15 protein-coding genes are annotated in these 19963 nt (G+C 71.0%); 6 read left to right on the top strand and 9 right to left on the bottom strand.

The window, feature by feature from the left end; all coding sequences use genetic code 11:
• Nucleotides 1-18: 18 nt before the first annotated feature.
• Both WME73_RS19390 and WME73_RS19385 read right to left on the bottom strand, forming a co-directional pair.
• Entirely contained in the window at nt 19-684 is a 666-nt protein-coding gene (locus WME73_RS19390) for a TRAP transporter small permease (protein ID WP_437916673.1), read from the bottom strand.
• Nucleotides 684-1736 carry a TRAP transporter substrate-binding protein gene (locus WME73_RS19385; protein WP_437746888.1) on the bottom strand — a complete coding sequence of 351 codons (1053 nt, stop codon included), beginning with the start codon at nt 1734-1736 and terminating at the stop codon, nt 684-686. The genes WME73_RS19390 and WME73_RS19385 overlap by 1 nt, the downstream gene beginning before the upstream one ends.
• A 593-nt stretch (nt 1737-2329) precedes the next feature.
• Between WME73_RS19385 and pheS the strand changes: the two genes are divergently transcribed.
• Both pheS and pheT read left to right on the top strand, forming a co-directional pair.
• Complete coding sequence (pheS, locus tag WME73_RS19380; protein ID WP_012236022.1) at nt 2330-3379, top strand: phenylalanine--tRNA ligase subunit alpha; 1050 nt, start codon at nt 2330-2332, stop codon at nt 3377-3379.
• Between the two features lie 33 nt (nt 3380-3412).
• On the top strand, nt 3413-5881 hold the full coding sequence (pheT, locus tag WME73_RS19375) for a phenylalanine--tRNA ligase subunit beta (RefSeq protein ID WP_437916671.1): 2469 nt from the start codon (nt 3413-3415) through the stop codon (nt 5879-5881).
• A gap of 76 nt (nt 5882-5957) precedes the next feature.
• Here the strand turns inward: pheT and WME73_RS19370 are convergent, their stop codons facing one another.
• From WME73_RS19370 to WME73_RS19360, 3 genes are read right to left on the bottom strand one after another with little or no spacing between them, the layout of a single operon-like run.
• A complete protein-coding gene (locus WME73_RS19370) occupies nt 5958-6206 on the bottom strand; it encodes a hypothetical protein (protein ID WP_437916670.1) in 249 nt (82 codons plus the stop codon).
• The gene (locus tag WME73_RS19365) at nt 6151-6861 is read right to left on the bottom strand and encodes an Rpn family recombination-promoting nuclease/putative transposase (RefSeq protein ID WP_437916668.1); all 711 of its coding nucleotides are present in this window, start codon (nt 6859-6861) and stop codon (nt 6151-6153) included. Before WME73_RS19365 ends, WME73_RS19370 begins: the two co-directional genes overlap by 56 nt.
• A 12-nt stretch (nt 6862-6873) precedes the next feature.
• Complete coding sequence (locus tag WME73_RS19360) at nt 6874-7674, bottom strand: Uma2 family endonuclease (RefSeq protein WP_437916666.1); 801 nt, start codon at nt 7672-7674, stop codon at nt 6874-6876.
• Nucleotides 7675-8626: 952 nt separating this feature from the next.
• Between WME73_RS19360 and WME73_RS19355 the strand changes: the two genes are divergently transcribed.
• Nucleotides 8627-9124 carry a hypothetical protein gene (locus WME73_RS19355; RefSeq protein WP_437916665.1) on the top strand — a complete coding sequence of 166 codons (498 nt, stop codon included), beginning with the start codon at nt 8627-8629 and terminating at the stop codon, nt 9122-9124.
• Between the two features lie 419 nt (nt 9125-9543).
• On the opposite strand, the gene WME73_RS19350 is transcribed toward WME73_RS19355, so the two are convergent.
• Entirely contained in the window at nt 9544-12378 is a 2835-nt protein-coding gene (locus WME73_RS19350) for an nSTAND1 domain-containing NTPase (RefSeq protein WP_437916663.1), read from the bottom strand.
• A 427-nt stretch (nt 12379-12805) separates the two neighbouring features.
• Between WME73_RS19350 and WME73_RS19345 the strand changes: the two genes are divergently transcribed.
• Both WME73_RS19345 and WME73_RS19340 read left to right on the top strand, forming a co-directional pair.
• Complete coding sequence (locus tag WME73_RS19345) at nt 12806-13900, top strand: hypothetical protein (RefSeq protein ID WP_437916662.1); 1095 nt, start codon at nt 12806-12808, stop codon at nt 13898-13900.
• 498 nt (nt 13901-14398) lie between these two features.
• Nucleotides 14399-14641 (top strand): hypothetical protein, encoded by a 243-nt coding sequence (locus WME73_RS19340; protein ID WP_437916661.1) that lies wholly within the window; start codon nt 14399-14401, stop codon nt 14639-14641.
• A gap of 113 nt (nt 14642-14754) precedes the next feature.
• On the opposite strand, the gene WME73_RS19335 is transcribed toward WME73_RS19340, so the two are convergent.
• Nucleotides 14755-15972, bottom strand: a complete 1218-nt coding sequence (locus WME73_RS19335) for an MFS transporter (protein WP_437916659.1) — start codon at nt 15970-15972, stop codon at nt 14755-14757.
• Nucleotides 15973-16172: 200 nt separating this feature from the next.
• Between WME73_RS19335 and WME73_RS19330 the strand changes: the two genes are divergently transcribed.
• A complete protein-coding gene (locus WME73_RS19330) occupies nt 16173-17303 on the top strand; it encodes a pirin family protein (protein ID WP_437916658.1) in 1131 nt (376 codons plus the stop codon).
• Nucleotides 17304-17308: 5 nt separating this feature from the next.
• Here WME73_RS19330 and WME73_RS19325 read toward each other — a convergent pair whose 3' ends face one another.
• Nucleotides 17309-18298 carry a helix-turn-helix transcriptional regulator gene (locus WME73_RS19325; protein ID WP_437300456.1) on the bottom strand — a complete coding sequence of 330 codons (990 nt, stop codon included), beginning with the start codon at nt 18296-18298 and terminating at the stop codon, nt 17309-17311.
• A gap of 115 nt (nt 18299-18413) precedes the next feature.
• Nucleotides 18414-19340: an SMP-30/gluconolactonase/LRE family protein gene (locus WME73_RS19320; RefSeq protein ID WP_437872793.1), complete on the bottom strand. Its 927-nt coding sequence runs from the start codon at nt 19338-19340 to the stop codon at nt 18414-18416.
• Nucleotides 19341-19963 lie beyond the last annotated feature (623 nt).

The raw sequence follows: 19963 nt of genomic DNA, 5'->3' as shown, positions 1-19963 counted from the left end.
CGGGCCCGGGCTGAAGGGTTACGCGTCGGTGACAGGCGCGCCCTTCCGGGGCGACGCCTGCCCGGTGAACAGCTCCACCAGGTTTTCGATGCAGAACGTGAGGAAGAAGACCCCGCTGATGGGCACGGCCAGATAGGCGTACCCCACCTGGAGGCCGAGCGCGGGCGACACCTGCTTGGCCTCGAGCGTCTTCGAGACGAGCGTGAAGCCGCCGTAGACCAGCGCGAAGCCGGCGAAGGACGCCACCAGGAGCTCGATGGCGATCGCCGCGACGCGCTGGGCCGCCGGATCCATCTTCCCGACGAAGTAGTCGACGCCGAGGTGCGCCTTTTCGCCGTAGGCGAGCCCGGCGCCGAGGAGCGAGATCCAGACCAGCAGATAGACGGCGAGCTCCTCGGTCCAGCGGCTCTGGTTGCCGAGCACGTAGCGGGAGAACACGCCCCAGAGGGTGTCCAGCGTGAGCGCCGCGAACGCGGCGACCAGCACGACTTCCAGCGTCTTGATCAGACCCGCGTGCAGCCTGTGGAGCGGCCCGATAACGCCCGGCGCTCGCTTTCCCGCGTTCGCCGGACGGGCTGGCCCGTCCGGAACCACCTCCGGCGCTCGCGCCGGCGGCGGAGGCTCCTGAGAGGCGCTCGTCTCCCCGTCGACGAAAAGCTCTACCCGACGCTCCTGAGCGCCCATCACTTGACCTCCTGGATCCGCTTGACGAGCTTGCCGATCTCCGTGCCCTCGAGGCGGTCGTACATGGGCTGGACCCGCCTGCGGAACGGCTCCTTGTCCGGCTCGTGGATGGTCACCCCTGCCTTCTTCAGCGCATCCAGGGCGTCCTGGGTGCTCTTCTTCCACGCCTCGCGCTGGAACGCGGCCGACTCGTCGGCCGCCTCCTCGATCCACCGCTGCACCTCCGGGCTCAGCGACTCCCAGATCTTCTGGCTGAACAGGATGATGTCGGGGACGCGCGTATGCTCGTCGAGCGAGTAGTGCTTGGTGACCTCGAAGTGACGGCTCGTGAAGAGGCTGGGCGGGTTGTTCTCGGCCCCGTCGACCATCCCCTGCTGCAGCGCAGAATACAGCTCACCGAACGCGATCGGCGTCGGCGCGCCGCCCATCTGCGAGATCATGTCCATCGCGGTCTTGCTCTGCATGACGCGGATCTTCTTGCCCTTGAGATCGTCAGGGCTCATGACGGGCGCGCCGCTCGTGTAGAAGCTGCGGCTCCCGGAGTCGTAGTAACAGAGGCCCCTCACGCCCACCTTCGTCCCGGCCGAGGCGAGATCCCTGCCCACGTCGCCGAGGAGAACCTTCCAGTAGTGGTCCTGGTCCCGGAAGAGGTAAGGCAGCCCGAAGATCGCCATCTCCGGGATGAAGCCTTCGAGCGGCGCGGTGGAGGTCTTGACCATCGCCAGCGCCCCTCGCTGCACCTGCTCGATGCTCTCGGTCTCGCTGCCCAGCTGGCCGTTGGGGAAGATCTGCAGTTGCACGGCGCCGCCCGATCGCTTGTCGAGCTGCCTCGCCATGTACTCCATGGCGAGGTGCACCGGGTGCGACTGATCGAGCGCGTGCGATAGCTTCAGGATCACCTTCTTCGTGCCGGCGCTCGTCGCGTCGGACGCTTGCCCTGCGCTCGCGCCCTCGGCGGACGCGGGGCGGGCCAGCATGGAGAAGGCGCCGGAGGTGATGATGATCCCCAGCAGGCAACCGAGCACGACGAAGGAGACGGCTTTCTTGTCCATATCGATGCACGCCAGAATCGGGGTTGTCGGTGAGGGTTGAACGGCACGGCGCAGCGGTGTCCCGGAGGGCCGAGGGCAGCCCGCGGCAAGCAGGCCTCGAGGGCGGCCGCGCGCGGAGCTCAGCGGCGCTCCACACGTGGACCACGGGTTTGCAATCGCTGCGCCAGGCAGTGAGCTGCGCCGTCCCGCTCTCGCCTGGCGCGTCCCGGGCCGTCTCGCTCCGGCCGCCTGGCCTGGCTCGATGCGCACCTCCAGAGTCGGCGGCGGCGTGGCGCGGCGTCATCGCTCGTCGCCGGCGCCGGCGCCGGCGCGAGGGCGGCACGGCGGAGATCCCCAGACACGCTGTGCCGGCGCTGCCGGAGCGCTGGCAACCTGGAGTTGACTGAGTGGACATCGGTTGTTGCGCGCTGCGCGCGGGGAGCGCGGCGCGGCGGCGCGCGGATCTGGCTGGCTCCTCGGCGCAGGCGGCCTGCCCCTCGTGACCAGGCGCGCTCCGTCGCCGCCGCCCGCGACCCGGACGTCCTGCACGCGCTGGACCAGCGCCGTAGGTCACGTCTTGCCTTGCCATGGCCTTCGCGGTAAGGGGGGCGGCAATGAGTGGTCCCGAACTCGGCCGCCTCATCGACGAGGTCGATCGCACGGTGGACGTCCAGTTCGCCGCTGCCGGCGATCTCGATGAGCTGAACCGCCTGTATGCCAGCCTGCTCGGGCGCCGCGGGTCGCTCAATGCGCTGATGAAGCAGCTGCCCGGCGCGGCGCCCGAGGAGCGCAAGGCGCTCGGCCAGCGCCTCAACGCCGTCAAGGGCCGCGTGGAGCGCGCCCGCGAGGAGGCGACGGCGAGGATCAAGCGCGCTGCGCGCGATCGCGAGCTCTCCGCGCCGCCCCTCGATATCACCCTGCCCGGCCGCTGGCGCGCGCCCGGGCGGCCGCACCCGATCATGCGGACCCTCGACGAGATCGTCGATATCTTCGTCGGGCTCGGGTTCGACGTGGCCGAAGGGCCGCAGATCGAGCTCGCGCGCTACAACTTCGATCTCCTCGGGTTCCCGGCGGATCACCCGGCCATGGACATGCACGACACGTTCTACATGGCCGGCGATCCTGGCCAGAACGTGCTCCTCCGGACGCACACGAGCCCGGTCCAGGTGCGCGAGATGCTCTCCCACCCTCCGCCGGTGATGATCGTCGCGCCCGGGGTCGTGTATCGCCGCGACGACGACGCGAGCCACAGCCCCATGTTCGTGCAGATCGAGGGGCTCGTGGTCGACCGCGACGTGTCGCTCGCCGATCTGAAGGGCCTGCTCGAGGTCTACAGCCGCCGGATGTTCGGCGAGGCCACGAGGACGCGCTTCCGGCCGAGCTACTTCCCCTTCACCGAGCCCAGCGCGGAGCTCGACGTGTCCTGCCTCGTCTGTTTCGGCGAGAACCGCGCCTGCCCGCAGTGCAAGGGGACGGGCTGGCTGGAGGTGCTCGGGTGCGGCATGGTCCACCCGACGGTGCTCCGGAACGTCGGGATCGACCCGGAGGAATACACGGGGCTGGCGTTCGGCATCGGCGTGGATCGCACGGCCAACATGAAGTTCGCCGTCGACGATATCCGCGCCTTCTACGAGAACGACGTCCGCTTCCTCGGAAGCCTCTAGGCCACTGCCCCTCGCCCGCAGCCCCGATTCCCCATGTTGATATCCTACAAGTGGCTTCAAGAGATCCTCGGCGCCGATCCCGGCGTCGACGCGGTGACCTCGGCGCTCGGCCGCGGCGGGCTCGAGGTCGACCGCGTGACGCACGTCGGCGCCGCGCTGCGCTCCGTGGTCCTCGCGAGCGTCGTCGCGACGCGGCCGCACCCGGCGGGCAAGAAGGGCCTGACGGTGGTCCGCGTGGACGCGGGCGGAGGCGGAGAAGGCGTCGAGGTCGCGTGCGGCGCGCCGGTCATCCCGGCGGCTCCGGCGCTCGTCTGTTATGCGCCCGTGGGGGCGCAGGTGCTCGACCGCACCGGCGCGCTCGTGACGTTGACCGAGAAGGCGGTCGCCGGCTTCACGTCGCCCGGCATGCTCTGCGCCGAGGACGAGCTCGGGCTCGGGTCGAGCCACGAGGGTCTCCTGACCGTGCAGGGCGGGCGTCCGGGGCAATCGCTGCTCGACTGGGAGCCTCGCCTCGAGGACTGGATCATCGAGCTGAGCGTCACCCCGAACCGGCCCGACGCGCTGGGGCACCTGGGCGTGGCGCGGGACGTGGCCGCGGTGCTCGGCCTACCGTTCCGTCCGCCCGCCGTCGCCGCGGCGCGAGCGAACGGCGCGAACGGCGCCGGAGCGCCCGCGGCCGAGCAGACACGCGCCGCCGTGGAGGTGCGCGACGGGGACCGCTGCCCCCGGTATGACGGGCAGGTGATCGAGGGCGTCGGCGTCGGCCCCTCGCCGCTCTGGGCGCGGGTGCGGCTCGGCCGCCTCGGCGTCCGGCCGATCACCAACATCGTCGACGCGACCAACCTGGTGATGCTCGAGCGGGGGCAGCCGCTCCACGCCTTCGATCTCGACACGCTGCGGCTTCCGATCGAGATCCGGAGGGCCAAGCCCGGCGAGGCGTTCGTCGCGCTCGATGGGCAGAAGCTGTCCCTGGACGAGGACGACCTGGTCATCGCCGACGCGGACCGCGTGGTGGCCCTGGCGGGCGTCATCGGCGGCGCGGACAGCGGCGTCACCGCGACGACGCGGCGGGTGTTCCTCGAGTCGGCGTACTTCGAGCCGCGCGGGATCCGCAGGTCGGCGCGCCGGTACGGCTTCCACACCGAGGCGTCGCACCGCTTCGAGCGGGAGGTGGACCTCTCGGGGGTCCCCCTGTCGCGCGACCGCGGGAGCGCGCTCATCTGCGAGCTCGCGGGCGGCGAGGCGGCGGGCGAGCCGATCGACACGTACGTGGCGCCGCGCGCGCCGCGCCGCCTGACCCTGCGGCTCCCGCGGTACCAGCGGATCATCGGGGCCGAGGCCCCGGCGCGGGCGCGGGAGATCCTGGAGACGCTGGGGCTCTCGGTGCTGGAGCAGAAGGCGGACCGGCTCCTCGTCGAGGTGCCGGAGCACCGGCCCGACATCGCGGAGGAGATCGACCTCATCGAGGAGGTCGCGCGCATCGCTGGCTACGACCAGATCCCGAGCCGGCTGCCGCGCGTCGGGGCCGCGCCGGCGGGCGCCCGCGGCGATTACCGGCTGCGGCGCAGGGTGCGGCAGATCTGCACGGGGATCGGCCTGCACGAGGCGGTGACGTACTCGTTCCTGTCGCCCCAGGAGCTGAAGGCGGCGCGCTACGACGACGGGTCGCTCCTGCGGCTGCTCAACCCGCTCTCCGAGGAGAAGTCGGTGATGCGGCCGTCGCTGGTCCCTGGGCTGCTCACGGTGGTGCAGCGCTCGCAGCGGTACAACGTGCCTCGGGTGCGGCTGTTCGAGGTGAGCCAGGTGTTCCTGCCGTGGCAGGACGACGCGAGCGGCGCGAGCCAGCTGGCGCGGGTCGAGCGGCCGCCGGTGAACGAGCCGACGCGGCTCACGATCTTCCTCGCGGGGCCGCGCGACAGCTACCTGACGCGGCCCGAGGACGTCGATTTCTACGACGGCAAGGGCGCGGTCGAGGCGGTGCTTGCGGAGCTCGCGGGCAGCGTGACGCCGGCGTTCGACCTCGCGGGCGAGGCGCCGCCGTGGGCGCACCCGAAGAAGGGGGCCCGCGTCCTGCTCGACGGCCGCGAGGTCGGGTACGTGGCGGAGCTGCACCCGGACGTGCGCGAGGCGCTGGAGATCACGAGCGGGGCCGTCGTGGCGGAGCTGGATCTCGCGGCGGTGGCTGCGGCGTACAAGGCGCCGGTGGCCGCGAAGCCGAGCCGGTTCCCGGCGATGCGGCACGACGTGGCGCTGCTCTTGCCGCTCGACGTGCCGGCGGGAGAGGTGCTCGAGGTGCTGCGGACCACCGCGGGGGAGCGCTGCGAGAAGGTCGAGATGTTCGACCGGTACCGCGGCGGAGAGCTGCCGGCGGGGACCCACTCGCTGGGGTTCGCGCTGTGGTTCCGGGCGGCCGAGCGGACCTTGACGGACGAGGAAGTCGACAAGTGGACGAAGGCCGCGGTGGACGCGGCGAAGGCGCGGTTCGGGGCGCAGCAGCGCTGAGGGCCGGCGGCGGGGCGTGAGGAGGGGCTAATTCGGCGCAGGCGTGGCCGAGCTCAGGCCTGCGCCGGGATGAGGCTCATCCGGGGTCCGAGGGCTCGGCGAGGACCTCCTCGACGGAGGCCGCCGTGGCGGCGCGGCGGCTCCAGCGATCGAGCGTCGCCGGCTCCTTGCATACCTCGATGCGCGCGCGGGCTTCCGCGCTCACGGAGACGCCGCGCGCGGCCAGGAAGGCCAGGATCGCCGTCGATTTGCCGGAGCGCTCACCGGACTCATGCCCCTCCTGGCGCGCCACCGCGAGCGCCCCGCGAGCGTCCTGCTCCGCCATCTTCGCACGCTCGTACACCTCCCACTCTTCGGGCGTGAACGTGGCCGTGCGCGTCACCTCGTAGCGCGTCGCGGAACGGCGCCTCGGAGAGCGCGGGCGGGACGACGTCCAGGTTCCTGGCCTCGCGGAAGAAGTAAGCCCACCTGTCGACGACCGTCTGCGGCTCGTGGCCCGCCGCGTACTTCGGCAGCTCCAGGAACACGTACTGCACCTGAGGCAGCCCGAGCGCGCCGCTGTGCTGCTCCTGCATCCGCCAGCGGCTCAGCATCGGCACATCGAGTCGGCCGCCCTCGCGCCTGTCCGGCCAGAGCTCGAAATCGCAGATCGTCACGCCAACGACGTCGCACAGCGCTGGATACGTGTCCGCGCTGCGGAGCTGCAAGACGTACGCCTTGCTGGCGTTGTACACGATGCGCTCCTCGATCCCCTCGACCTTGGCCACCTGCATCTCGACGACGAACCGGCGGCCCGAGGCGTCCGTACACTTCACGTCGACGATCGAGAGCTTGAGCTCCGGCACGGCGACGTGCTGCTCGAGCGAGAGGTGCACGACGTCGCGAATGCAGTGCGACCCCTCGAGCTCGAGGAGGTGATTGAGCAGCGCGATGAGCAGCGGTTTGCGCTCCTCGGCGCCGAAGATCCGCTTGTGAAGCACGATGGCTGCGTGTCAAAGCCCCATCGGGGCGACGGCGGCCCAGAGGGCGTCGAGGTCGATGGCAAGCCCTTCAGGACCCACTTGGGACATCGTCCCATCGATCGCAGCCAAGAACACGATGTAGCGGCCTCCGGATCCGAGCTCGAGAACCTCGAGCGTGCGGTTCAGCGCATCGACGAGCCAGTACCATCGTACGCCCAGCGCGCCGTATTCCCTGCTGGTCGTCAAGCGTGCACGCCGTTGGTCCGCGGGGTTTGCGGAGACCACCTCCAGGACCAGCGTCGGCGTCGAGGGGGCGCCGGTCTCGGCAGACGGATCGTTCGGCATATAAACGCAGACATCGGGTTTTCGACCCGACACCGTCGATACGGCGAGCTTGTGCCCCCGGCCGCACACGACACCTCCGCGCGGCAGCGCCCACGCACGCAGCACCGTGAGAAACCAGGCTGCGACCGCGTCCTCCAGCGCCGTCGAGGTCTTCTCTTCGACGAGAACGCCTTCGCAGAGCTCTCCGGGGCCGTCGAATGCAAGCCACGCTTCGATCGTCATGGGCCCGGCGCGGAGAATGCGCGGCATCTGCCGGGCGGGCGGCGCCGTCTGCTCCTCGGTCGGACCTTCCCAGCGGTCCCACCCCTCCTCGGGCTCCTCGACATCCAGCGCACGAAGCACCCCGCGCGCTGCCTCGACGATCGGCTCCGGTGCGGGGCTCCGGCCTTCCCAGGTCAAAAGGCGATCGCGCAGCTCGGACAGCGACGCGACGAGCCCCGTCGCATCGCCGGAGGAGCGAAACGCCGTCGAGGCATTCTCGAGCACCGCCGCGAGAGCCTCGCCGGTCGGCGCCTCCTTTTTCGTTCGCATCGCCTTCGCAAGGAGACGCGGCGCTGCCAGGAGCCCCGCGACGTTCAGCGCGGCCGAAAGGCCGAGCGCGAGCGCTCTGGCCTGATCCTCCGCCGCTCCCACCGAGCTCGGCGTCACGCTCCCAGCGGCCTGATCCGGCGCATTCGTCTTGAGCTCGTCCGTCATGGCTCGATCCTCAAGGGTCCTTACAGATAGGACCCACGAAATATCCTTTGAACGCGGAAATCCCCCCCGCTCCGATCGCGACCACGCTGGTCTGCGAAGGCTTCCCAAGCTCGACACAGACGTACGCACACCAGGACGTGAGCACCAGGCTCTTCAAGAGATCGGCCACCCAGTCAGGACAAATCGAGCACTTGGACTTGCCACAATCGGTGACGAAACACCAGTGCCTTACCGGCGGAGCATTGTATTTGCACGGCACGCGAGAGGCGCAGCCCTCATCGAATTCGCATTCGCTTTTTTCATGCCATGCTGGGTGGGCTCTGGAGCGACCGGATTCTCCGGCGTCGCGCCCGTGTCCGTTCCGTTGCCCGTCGTGTCCTCCTCGGTGCTCGGGCCCAATCGGATGACGCAACCCGGCGTCGTCGCGTATGCAACGGATATCGCCAGACCGCAGGCGAGCACGCTGACACGAACGATTCTCCTCATGGCAACAATTCTCCTTGTTTCGGGCGCGAATCGAGAGCCATAATGCACGGCCCTCACCCTACCACGGTTTCCTTTTCAGCGTGGCCGCGCTCGACGCCGGCATACGCAACGCGAGGCCGCCCGGCGGACCGATGCGGGCGCGGGCAGGCCGGACGGGCGCAGCAGCCGATCGCGCGACGGAGCGCCAGCGTGGGTGTGGACAATAGTCCAAAAACGGGCGAACCCGTTGGATTTGTTGGTCTCTATTGGCAGATTAGTGGGTCGCCCGTGGGCCGAGCTGCTGCGCCACACGTTCGCGATCGATGTGCTCGAGTGCCCGAGCTGTAACGGCGGCGTCATGGAGCCCCCCTGTCCCTCGGAGTTCCCGGAGAGGTTCGATATGTTCCGGTTCGTCTCCGGCTGCGGGACGTGCGACTGCGGGTTCGACGGGGAGCCCTGCTCGATGGAGTTCTCGTTCTACCGCGACCAGGCGTGCAGCGATCTCGTGCTGACCCAGACGCTCACGACCGAGCGCGTTTGCGCCGATCTGGCGAAGCCTGTGGCCATCGGCGGCGTCAAGCTCCGCGTGCTCGCGGAAGGCCACGGCGACTGCACCAATCACGGGCGGGTGAGGATCGCGGAGGGCGAGAAGATCAAGCCCACGTGGGGCGAGACGTTCTGCTCGCGCGCCCTGTCCGGAGGGTCCTCTCCGAGAGTTTGCGACGGCGCGAGACCAACCCGGCCGGCAGAAAAGGAGGTGCCACGGAGGTCGTGACCAGAGCCGGCGCTCGTCGTGAGGCCGAGGAGGGGTCGCAACCCATCGTGGGGGATCTTCTCAGCCTGAAAGACGGTCCCAACCAAACAAATTGGATCTTTTCATACAAATGGAGCGGTCTCGACCCGTCCATCGGCTCCAGAGGGACCTCTGCGCTTGGTCGCGACCACGCGGGGGGCATCGAAACGAGCGCCCGGACGATATCGAGACCCCTTGGATTCGCCAACGTCGGTTCTTCTCGGTGGCGTCCGGGCGAGCGGGCCAAGCGATGTCTTCGCTGCCGGCTCGGGCGGCGCGCTCTTGCACTATGACGGCATCTCCTGGCCGACGCTCAACTCCACGACGAACTCCCAGCTCAACGCCGTGTGGGGCCAGGGCCGAATCTCCCTTGTCGTCAGCCGGGACGCCGCGATCTACCGTCACATCGGTCCGCCGCCGGCGCGGGCCCGCCCGGCCTCGGCCTCCGCGCGCTCGCGGGCCTCCTCCGCCTCGCGCTGCATCTGCTCGGCCCGCCTCCTCTGCGCCTCGCTCTCCTGCTGCGCCCTCTCCGCCGCGCTCCGCTGCGCCTCCTCGCTCGCCAGTGCCTTCTTGAGCGTGTCCTCCGTTCTCCGGATCTCCTCGAGCTGCTCCGTGATCACGGTGTTCTGGCGGGTCAGCTTCACGATCCCAGCCCCCGCCGCGACCACCAGCAACGAGAGCGCCGCGATGATCCCGGACACGAGGCGGCGCTTCCCGCGTTGCTGCTGATCGGCGAACCGGAGCACCTCCTCCAGATAGAGCCTCTCCCGCTCCGGCAGCGCGCCCCGGTAGCGCTCGCGAAAGCCGCGCGCCTCCTCGGCGACCTTGCCGCGCCAGAGCGTGTCCGCGGCGCGGCCGCTCGCGTCCCAGAGCCTCGCCGCCGCGCGCAGCCGGTCCAGGAACGCGGCGTCTTCCTGGTTCTCGTCCAGCCAGCGCCGCAGCGTCGGCCACCGCTCGATGAGCGACTCGTGCACGATCTCCACCGTGCTGCCCGCGCGGTCGCTCCCCGTCTCGATCGCCAGCAGCCGCGCGTGAGCGAGCAGCTCCACCACCCGCTCGATCTCGCCTCGATCCCCGGGCAGCTCGCAGAGCTCGCCCAGGCTGGCCACCGCCCGCGTCCGCTCCGGCGTCACCAGGCGCTCCAGCACCGCCCGCGCGAGCTTCGCCCGGCGCTCGCTCATCCCGGCCAGCACCGTGTCGGCGTGGCTCGCCAGCGCGCCCGCCACGCCCCCGAGCGCCTCGTAGCTCGCCCGCGTGAGCAGCTTGCGCCCCCGATCGCGCATCTCCCACAGCCTGGCCGCGGTGAACTGCAGGAGCGGCAGCGCGCCGCGCGTCGTCTGCAGCGCGTCGAGGATGCCCTCGATCATCGCGGGATCCTCGATCTCGTACCTCGCCGCCTCGACCGGGCTCATCAAGGCCTCGCGCAGCCCCTCGCGCCCCATGGGGCGGAGGAACACGAGGCCTCGCGTCATGATCGTCATGAAATGCTCGTGCTCGGCCATCCGCTCGAGGAAATCCGACCGGACGGACAGGATGACACGGAGCGGCGAGGAGGCATCGTCGGCGATCCCCTCGAGGCACGCGAGGAACGCCGCGCGCTCACCGGCCGGGGCGCCGAGCGTGAAGAGCTCCTCGAACTGATCGACGAACAGCACGAGGCGCTTCTGCGCGCGGCCCGCCCCCCCGCGCAGCGCGGCGCCGAGCAGGCCGGGCTCGGCGCGCAGCCGCTGGATCAGGGCCCCGCGCAGCGCGGCGCCGCCCTGCGGGGAGAGCGCCTTCAGGTCGGTGTTGATGGTCACGGCGGGGTGGTCGAACAGGTCCGCCAGCACCGCCATCGGTTCGCGCCCGGGCCGCACGACGAGCGCCTCCCAGCCCTCGCCGGAGCGCTTGAGCGCCGGGATCACCCCGGCCCGCACGAACGACGACTTCCCCACCCCCGACACGCCCGCGATCGCGAGCAGCGGCTGATTCCGAAGGCGCGCGACCACGCCCGTGAGATCCTGCGCGCGGCCGAAGAAGCGGTCGGCGTCGGCCTCCTGAAAGGACGAGAGGCCCGCGAACGGGCTCTCGTCCGCGCCGAGGAGGACCTCCCGGCGCCCGGGCTGGAGTGGCAACAGCTCGGCCAGGAGCTCCTGCGCGGAGGCGAACCGCTCGGACTTCCGCTTGCGCAGGCAGCGATCGATGATCGCGCCGAGCGCGCCGATCTCCGGGTGGCGCGCGCCGATCTCGGGCATCGGCTCGTCAAGGAGCGGCACCGCGAGGAGGTCCATCCTGCTGCACGGAGCGAGCGGGTGCGCGCCGATCACGAGCTCGTGGAGCATGACGCCCACCGCCCAGACATCGCTCGATGGGTCGATATCGATCCCCCGCCATTGCTCGGGGGACATGTACGCCAGCGTGCCGATGATCGCGCTGTCGCGCGTCAAGCGCGTGTCCCCGGAGACGGCGCGATCGGCCGAGAGGATCGCCTCCTCCTCGAACAGCTTGGCGATGCCGAAATCGACCACCTTGATCGCCCCCGACGCGTCCAGCATGACGTTCTCGGGCTTCAGGTCGCGGTGGACGATGCCGGACGCGTGCGCGCTCGCGAGCGCGCGCACGATGGGGACCACCATGTCGACGGCCAGGCCGGGAGGCACCGGCGCCGTCGACACCTCCTCGCCCGCGTCCACGGGCTTGCGCTGGTTCATCCAGGCGCGGAGGCTCTGCCCATCGATGTACTCGAGCACCATGTACGGGAACCCGTCGTGCTCGTTCACGTCGTGGATCGTCACGATGTGCTCGTGCTTGCAGCGCGCGGTGGCCTGCGCTTCGACCAGGAAGCGCTGGACCCCGGCGCTGCTCAGCACGGTGAGGAGCTTGATCGCGACGAGGCGAGCGAGCCGGGTGTCGCGCGCCAGGAAGACCACGCCCATGCCGCCTCGCCCGAGCTCGCGCAGGAGCTCGTAATGGCCGATGCGCGCGCCGGCCGAAGGCGGCGGCCTGGCCCGCGACAGCAACGAGCGCGGCGGGGCCGCCTCCGCGGTCATCGCGTCGCTCTTCGCCTCACCGGCGCCCGTGACCGCGCCGTCCGCCCTGACCGTCTCCGTGACGGACAGCCCGGCCCTGTAGAGCGACGCGCCGGCGATCTCCGTGCTCGCATGGGCCAGGTGCTGCTCGCCGGCGCCGTCGCTCGCGCGGACCGGCGCGATCGCCGTGCTCGCGTGGGCCTGATCGTCTCGCGCCCCGTCGCTCATCGCGGGGCGCTCCCCCTCATCGCGCGGGGCGGCACGGACATGCGTCGGATGGGCTCCCGGGTGGCCGGATTGACGGACATCTCCCCTCCTTCCTGCGAGACGGCGCGACCATCGACGTCGCGCTGACGGCTCGCCGCGACGAAAGCCGCCAGCGCTGCCGTGAGAGCATAGCCATTGTCCGTGTGCACCAGCATACCCTTCACGCGCGGCGGCTCACGCCCGTTCCCCTGCGCATCGCGACCTCCGCGGGGCCATCGGGCTCGGGCGTCCGAGGTAGTCGATGGCCCTCTGGGACCGGCCACTTCACGGGCGGACCTGCGCGGGTGTAGTCTCGGCCACAACGTCTGCTCGCCGCACCAGGGGGACCCGGGGCGGGCGCCTGACGAGCGCTCGATCGAAGCTGCACGGGGACCTTAAGGAAAGGCCCATGGATGCCATCACGACGACCCGCAAGCGCCCTATTCAGGTCGGCCTCTCCTGCGTGAAGCGCCTCCTGCCCGTCGCTCTCGTGGCCCTGTGCGCCGCGCCTGCGGGAGCCCAGGTGCCGCCGCCGCCAACCGCGGAGCCGTCGCCCCCGTCGCCGTCGCCGCCGGCTCCAGCGCCGCCGCCAACCGCGGCGTCGTCATCGCTGCCGCCATGGCACCGGGGCGTCTCCGAGGAGCGGAAGCGGAAGGCCCAGGCGCTCTTCGAGGAGGCGCGGGAGCTGCACCGGCGCATGATGCTCGCGGAGGCGCGGGCGAAATACGAGCAGGCGCTGGCTTCCTGGGAGCACCCCGAGCTCCGGCTCTACCTGGGACGAACGTTGAAGAGCATCGGCCTGCCGCTCCAGGCCTACGACAACCTGAGCCTGTCCCTGCGATGGGGACCCGGGTTGCTCGCTCCCGAGGTGGAGCAGGAGGCGCGCGAGGCGATGCGCGCGCTCGTGGAGCAGGAGCTCGCCGTCATCCGGATCTACTGCGACGAGCCGGGTGCCGCCGTGCTGCTCGACGGCAAGCCGTGGTTCCACGGCCCGGGCACCGAATACCGGATGGTGACGCCCGGAGAGCACATCCTCACGGCGAGAAAGTCTGGTTATTTCACGGTCGTCAAGCCCATCGTCGTGCTCGCCGGCAAAGAGGCCTCGGGCCAGCTCGCGCTGAACGTCGATACCGTCGTCACCAACCAGCGGTGGCCCGCATGGGTCCCTTGGGCCACGCTCGGGGCCGGCGCGGCACTGGGCGCCGTTGGTGCCGGGCTGAAATGGCATGCCGGAACGGTTCACGATGAGGTGGATACGAACAACGACTGCACTCCGTCGTGCCCGCCCTCGCCCAACGACGAGTACGAGGGCAGCGTCATTGAGGACCGACTCGCGATCGGCGCGCTCATCGCCGGCGGGGCGACCGCGCTCACGGGGACGGTCCTGCTCTTCATGAACATGCCACAGTCCTACCGCACGGAGGATCGCGGCGGCGTGAAGCTCGAGGTCCGCCCCGCCGCGTCGCTCGCGGCCGCGAGCGTTTCTGCCCGGCTCGTGTTCTGATCGACCGGCTTCCCCGGTACTCCCGCGAGCCCTGCGCCGCTTCGCGCCGCCACCGGCCATGGAATCGAGGGGTCGGTTGGAGGCACGTCCACAGGGAGACGAGTGCTACTCGTCTTTTGTTGGAGGCACGTCCACAGGGAGACGAGTGCTACTCGTCTTTTGTTGGAGGCACGTCCACAGGGAGACGAGTGCTACTCGTCTTTTGTTGGAGGCACGTCCACAGGGAGACGAGTGCTACTCGTCTTTTGTTGGAGGCACGTCCACAGGGAGACGAGTGCTACTCGTCTCCCACGTGGAGGAGCCGACTCACCCGGATGGGTTCACGGCGTGCCGCCCGCCACGAGCGGGGGCGCCGGGACGGCTTCAGGCTTCCTGGCGGGGCCCTTCGACGGGACCGCGCGAGGTCGTCGACCATCTCGACGTAGGGCGCCAGCAGGAACGCGGCCAGCGCCTCGCTCCCCGGGATCTCCGGATCGGCGTGGTCCCGAGCGGCGGTTCGTGCCGCTCCAGGTGAGCCTCGGTATCCTCACGCTGATGGCCGGCGGGCTCGGGTTCGTCAGCGGCACCATCAAATCCCTCACGTACATCGGCGCTGTGAATCCCGACACGCGCTGGATCTCGCTGGTCGGCCTCGACGAGTCGCTCAACAACATCGGGCTTGCGCTCTCGCTCCTCGTCCTCTCGTCCATCGCCGCCACCGTGGGGGCTTATCGCTTCTCGCAGATGGATCCTGCCCGCTGACGCGAGAGCGCCTGGCGGTGATGCCATCCTCATCCAGGTGACCACGACGTCGGCGCCGAGGTGCCACAGGCGAGCTCGGGCGCCGCATAGCGCCGTGGCCCGCGGCGCGACGGCTACGGGCGCCCGGCCGCCGCGAGCGCGACGCGCCGCTCGATCCCGAGGAACAGCAGCGGCAGCGCCACCGTGAACACGATCGACAGCCCCGCGACGACCGGCATGCCATCGAGACGGTGGTCCGGCAGCTCGTGGAGCATCCTGGCCGCCGCGAACGCCGCGATCGCGGACGACATGTGCTGCACGGCCGACTGCATCGAGGTGAAGCGCGCCCGCTCGGCGGGGCGCGGCACCTTCGACGTCAGCGTGTTGTACGAGACGTTGCGGAACGTCATGCCCAGCATGAAGACGATGAAGATCGCGAGCACCGGCAGCCCCGGCGTATACGAGACGAACCCGGCGTAGAGGACGCCCGCGAGCACCGCCGCCCCCACCGAGCCCGTCTGAAACGCGCCGAAGCGGTCCACCAAGGGTCCCACGGCCCGCATCGCGGCGAAGCTCACCAGGCCCCCCACGAAGTAGAGCAGCCCGAGCCGCTCGCGCGGATACCCGAGGTTGTACTGCACGTAAGCCGAGATGTTGGGGATCACCAGGAACGACGCCACCGTCAGGATCGCCGTCGTCGCGTACGAGAGCAGCACGATCGGCCGGCCGAGGAGCGCGCCGAGTTCGCCGAGCGCGCTGCCCGACGGCGGCGCGCCGGTCAGGTGATCCCGCATCGACGGCAGGAGGAAGATCGCGAGCCCGGCGACGAGCAGCCCGAGCGCCGCGACCGCGAAGAACGGCAGCGGAAAGCCGCCGCGGCGGGCGAGCTCCAGCCCGGCGGGGACGCCGAGCACCGAGGCGACCGAGAACGAGCCCATCACGACGCCCATCGCCTTGCCGCGCCGCTCGGGCGGGATCACGTCGGCGACGATCGAGAACGCGACCGAGGTCGCGGGCCCGCCGAACGCCCCGGCGAGCACGCGCGCCGCCATGAGGCTCGGGAGCCCCGTGGCGAAGCCCCCGGCCGCCGTGCCGGCGACGAGGCCGAGCATCGCCACGGCGAGCGCGCTGCGCCGGTCGAAGCGGTCGAGGAAGAACGCGCCCGCGAGGCCCGAGACCGCGGCCGCCGCCGTGTAGCTGCCGCCGATGAAGCCGATGCTGGACATCGGGATGCCCAGCGCGACCGCGAAGTCGGGCCCGAGCGGCATCACCATCACGAAGTCGAGGATGTTGATGAACTGGACCGCAGCGACAAGGAAGATGATGCTCGATTCGGAGCGCCGTTTGGACACGAGGGTCGACTCTAGTCGACTCCAGGCGCGCCCGCCCCGCCTCCGCACGAAAAAGCGTTGCTCTCACGCCCAGCGGCGCGCCCTCACCGCTCCCTTGCTCTACCCGGCCCGCGCGGCGGCTCGCGCGTTGCTGCCGGCGCAACGCCACGTTGCGCGCTCGCACCGTTGTCCCTCCATGAGGTCCACCTTACGATGAGACGATGAGCCCCATGGATCGCCGCACAGCCCTCGGCGCCCTCGCCGCAACGCCCGTCGTCGCCGCGTGCGACCCCTCCGCGCCCTCGCCCGGTCGTGGCGACGAGGCCGCGCTCGCCGCGGAGGACGTCGTCCGCGACGTCGCGCCGCTCGGGTTCCCCTGGGAGACGCTCGATCCCTTCCTGTTCTGCGTCCACCACGACGACGCGTACCCGGCCGGCGACGAGCGGATGGGGCCGGCTGCCTCGCTCGCGGGCCGCGCCATCGGGCGCGACTTCGCGGGCAAGGACGGCTGGCGCATGTACCACGGCGACGTGGTCCCCGGCTTCCCGCAGCACCCGCACCGCGGCTTCGAGACCGTGACCGTCGTGCGGCGCGGGCTCGTCGATCACGCGGACTCGCTCGGGGCGGCCGCGCGCTACGGCCGCGGCGACGTCCAGTGGCTCACGGCGGGGAGCGGCATCGTCCACGCGGAGATGTTCCCGCTCGTCGAGAAGGACGGGCCCAACCCGCTCGAGCTCTTCCAGATCTGGCTCAACCTGCCGCGCGCCGACAAGCTCGCCGAACCGCGCTTCGTGATGATGTGGGGCGACACGATCCCCAGGCAGATCGCGCGCGACGCCGCGGGCAGGACGACCGAGATCACGATCGTCGCCGGCCGCCTCGGCGAGCTCCGCCCGCCGGCACCGCCGCCGAGATCGTGGGCGGCGCGCGCCGCGTCCGACGTGGCGATCTGGACGCTCAGGATGGCCCCGGGCGCGCGGTTCACGCTGCCGGCCGCCTCCCCCGGCACGAACCGCGCGCTCTACTTCTTCCGCGGCGCCGAGCTGCGCGTCGGCGCCCGCCGCGTCCCCGCGGCCCACAGGATCACGCTCCGCGACGGCGCCGCAGCGCTGCTCGAGAACGGCCCCGACGAGGGCGAGATCCTTCTCCTCCAGGGCAAGCCGATCGGCGAGCCCGTCGCGCAGCAAGGCCCCTTCGTGATGACCTCGATGGCGGAGGTCCAGCAGGCCTTCCTCGACTACCGGCGGACGGGCTTCGGCGGATGGCCGTGGCCGAGCGACGGCCCGGTCCACGGGCGCGCGGAAGGCCGCTTCGCGCGCTACCCCGACGGCCGCATCGACAAGGCGGGCTGAGCCCCTCACCTCGCGTCGAGCTCGGGCTCCTCGCTCCAGCAGTCGTTCGCGCTCGCCCGGTGCCGCGCGCGGTACTCCGAGGGGCTGACGCCCTCGGAGCGCCGGAATTGCTCGGCGAAGCGCGACGCCGAGTCGTAGCCGCAGGCCGTCGCGACCTCCAGCACGCCGTGGCGCCCCGAGCGCAGGAGCCCCTTGGCGAGATCGAGGCGCTCCTTCCACAGGAGGGCCCTGAACGAGACCCCCTTCGCGCCGAGCCGGCGGCGCAGCGTCGCGTCGCTCACCCCGAGCGCGCGCGCGACCTCCGGGGCCGCCCACGGGCGCGCCGGATCGCGGCGCACCAGCGCCCGCACCGCGAGCGTCGGATCGAGCGCCAGCGTCGAGGAGGCGGCGCGCGCCTCGTCGAGCTGCTCCCGGTGCTGCAGGAGCAAGGTCAGGATGAGATCCTCCAGCCGGTGCTCGATGAGCAGCGCGTGCGCGCCGGGCAAGAGGAGCGTGTTCACGAGGTGGATCAGCGCCTGGATCGACGGCATCGCGGAGCGCAGGAGGTGCGGCCGATCCGCCTCGAAGCCGCCGAGCCCCCGCTGGACGCAGAGCGTGGGATACCGGCGCTGGAGCCGCTCGTCGACCTCGCTCAAGAGCTCGATCGTGAACGAGCGGTACGCGCCGCGCTCGGGATCGGGCTCGTTCACGAGCTCGAGGGGGATGCCCTGCGGCACGAGCAGGATCTGCCCCTCCCGGGCGACGAGGCGCGTGTTGCCGTCCGGGCCGTCGAGGAAGATCCGCTTCGCGCCGTCGAGGATGAGCACGACGAGCGGCCGGGAGAGCCGCTGTATCGTTATCCGATCGCGCGTGCGGGTGAAGACGCCGACCCACCGGGCCAGGCCGGCGCCGCTCGCCGAGGACGTGCGCTCCAGGCGGGAGATGGCCTCTCTGAGCGCGCCCCAGGCCTGGGCTTGATCGGTGGGCTCGAGCAGTCGGGTGAGCTGGGTCTTCATCGTCGCTCCTGATGGAAAAGGGCGCGTCTCTCGCCGCGGAGACACAGCGCGGGGCCGGCCGGGGCGGCGCAGCGTAACCGCGCCGCCCCTGGGCCCAAAGCGCTGTTCCGCCGGCTCACTTCACGTCGAGCAGGACGATCTCGCCGTCGTTGAAGAGCGGGACGAGCAGGCGATTCCTGGCGCGGTCCCAGCCGAGATCGGCGGGGCTCGGGAGATCCTCCGCGAGCGTGGAGACGCGCGGCGCCGCGTCCCCGGCGGGGTCGATCTCGAAGACGGCGCCCGCGTCCCAGCTCGACACGAGGAGCCGGCCGTCGTCGAGGCGCACGAGGCCGTCCAGCGTGCCAGCCGGCAGGGAGATCTCGCGCCGCGGCTGCGCGGAGACGTCGAGCGCGTCGAGCGCGTCGACCCGCGCCGCGCCGAGGTAAGCCACCCAGATCTCGCCCTCCGCGCACGCCACGCCGTTCGGGTGCGGCAGCGCGGGATCCGCGATCAGCCGGGAGACCTCCCCGCCCGGATCGACCGCGACGAGCGCGTCGGTGCCGATCGGGGTGAACCCGCCCTCCCCGATGGCCACGCCGGAGTCCGAGACCACGATCGACCCGTCGGGCATGGCCGCGACGTCGTTGAGCAGGCCGGCGCCGGCCACCTCGATGTCCTCGATGGGCGCGCCGTCGCTCGCGTCGAAGACGCGGATCACGTCGATATCGGCCACATAGAGCCTGCCGCCCGCGATGGCCATGCCCTTCGGGGCGCTCAGCGTCACGCCCTCCGACGCGCCGTCGATCCATGTCAGGTCGAGGATCTCGCCGTCCGGCGAGACGCGCGAGATGAACGCGCGGTCGTCCTTCTCGACGGGTGAGCCGACGATGTTCGAGACGAGGTAAACGTCGCGCTCCTCGTCGTGGAGCACCGACTCGGGTGTGCTGAAGCCGGCGACGCGGCGGAGCTCCGGCGCGGCCGGGGCCTCGCTCTCGGCGCACGCCGGGAGGACGGCAGCGAGGCAGGCGAGGACCGCGGCGAGGCGTTTCGGTTGCGTTTTCATGGTGCGCTCTCTCGTGTGAACGGGCCGGCGACGCGCCGGCTGGTGCGCCTACCCTGCGCCCGCTCGCCGCGCGGCGCGCGCCCGCGGCGCTCATTGGTACGCCCGAAACGCTCACGCGCCGCGCTTTGCGCCGCAGCCGGCCAAGACACAAGGCCTCGCGCAGGCGGCGGGGCCACCCCCGGCCATGGCGCGTATCGACCAGGGAAGAGCCGATCGTTCAAGGCGCCTCCGTGGTTCCACTCGACCGGGAATCGAGGACCGCGAGACAACGAATCTCACGTCCACGCCGCTTCATCGGCCACGCGCGACGGACAATCATCGTCCGCGTTGTACGAGGTAGATTCTCGCCCTCCGCAGATCCTGTCCTGACAAATGAGCACGGGTCCAGCTTGAACGGCGCGTCAACGACGGGTAAACGGCGCGTCAACGGCGGGTAAACGGCGCGTAACGGCGCGTAACAGCGCGCGCTCGCCCTCCGCACGGGCGAGGAACGTCTTGGTCGACATCCACGGGACCTGCCGGCCCACACCGACGACACGCCGTGAGTCGACAACGGACATCGAGCGCTTGACAAGTGTTGCGCCCCCGACAATCATGCGGTCGCCGTGGCCCGGCCGACGCGT

The sequence above is a fragment of the Sorangium sp. So ce302 genome (assembly GCF_051530145.1).
Lineage (GTDB): Bacteria > Myxococcota_A > Polyangia > Polyangiales > Polyangiaceae > Sorangium > Sorangium cellulosum_B.
The sequence above is the reverse complement of the archived record's forward strand: the minus strand, read 5'-3'. Positions and strand labels throughout refer to the sequence as shown.

Excerpts from the sequence above, each read along its gene's own strand:
- WME73_RS19390 (WP_437916673.1), bottom strand. The coding sequence starts at position 684 with ATGGGCGCTCAGGAGCGTCGGGTAGAGCTTTTCGTCGACGGGGAGACG.
- WME73_RS19385 (WP_437746888.1), bottom strand. The coding sequence starts at position 1,736 with ATGGACAAGAAAGCCGTCTCCTTCGTCGTGCTCGGTTGCCTGCTGGGG.
- pheS (WP_012236022.1), top strand. The coding sequence starts at position 2,330 with ATGAGTGGTCCCGAACTCGGCCGCCTCATCGACGAGGTCGATCGCACG.
- pheT (WP_437916671.1), top strand. The coding sequence starts at position 3,413 with ATGTTGATATCCTACAAGTGGCTTCAAGAGATCCTCGGCGCCGATCCC.
- WME73_RS19370 (WP_437916670.1), bottom strand. The coding sequence starts at position 6,206 with ATGGCGGAGCAGGACGCTCGCGGGGCGCTCGCGGTGGCGCGCCAGGAG.
- WME73_RS19350 (WP_437916663.1), bottom strand. The coding sequence starts at position 12,378 with ATGAGCGACGGGGCGCGAGACGATCAGGCCCACGCGAGCACGGCGATC.
- WME73_RS19345 (WP_437916662.1), top strand. The coding sequence starts at position 12,806 with ATGGATGCCATCACGACGACCCGCAAGCGCCCTATTCAGGTCGGCCTC.
- WME73_RS19330 (WP_437916658.1), top strand. The coding sequence starts at position 16,173 with ATGAGCCCCATGGATCGCCGCACAGCCCTCGGCGCCCTCGCCGCAACG.
- WME73_RS19325 (WP_437300456.1), bottom strand. The coding sequence starts at position 18,298 with ATGAAGACCCAGCTCACCCGACTGCTCGAGCCCACCGATCAAGCCCAG.
- WME73_RS19320 (WP_437872793.1), bottom strand. The coding sequence starts at position 19,340 with ATGAAAACGCAACCGAAACGCCTCGCCGCGGTCCTCGCCTGCCTCGCT.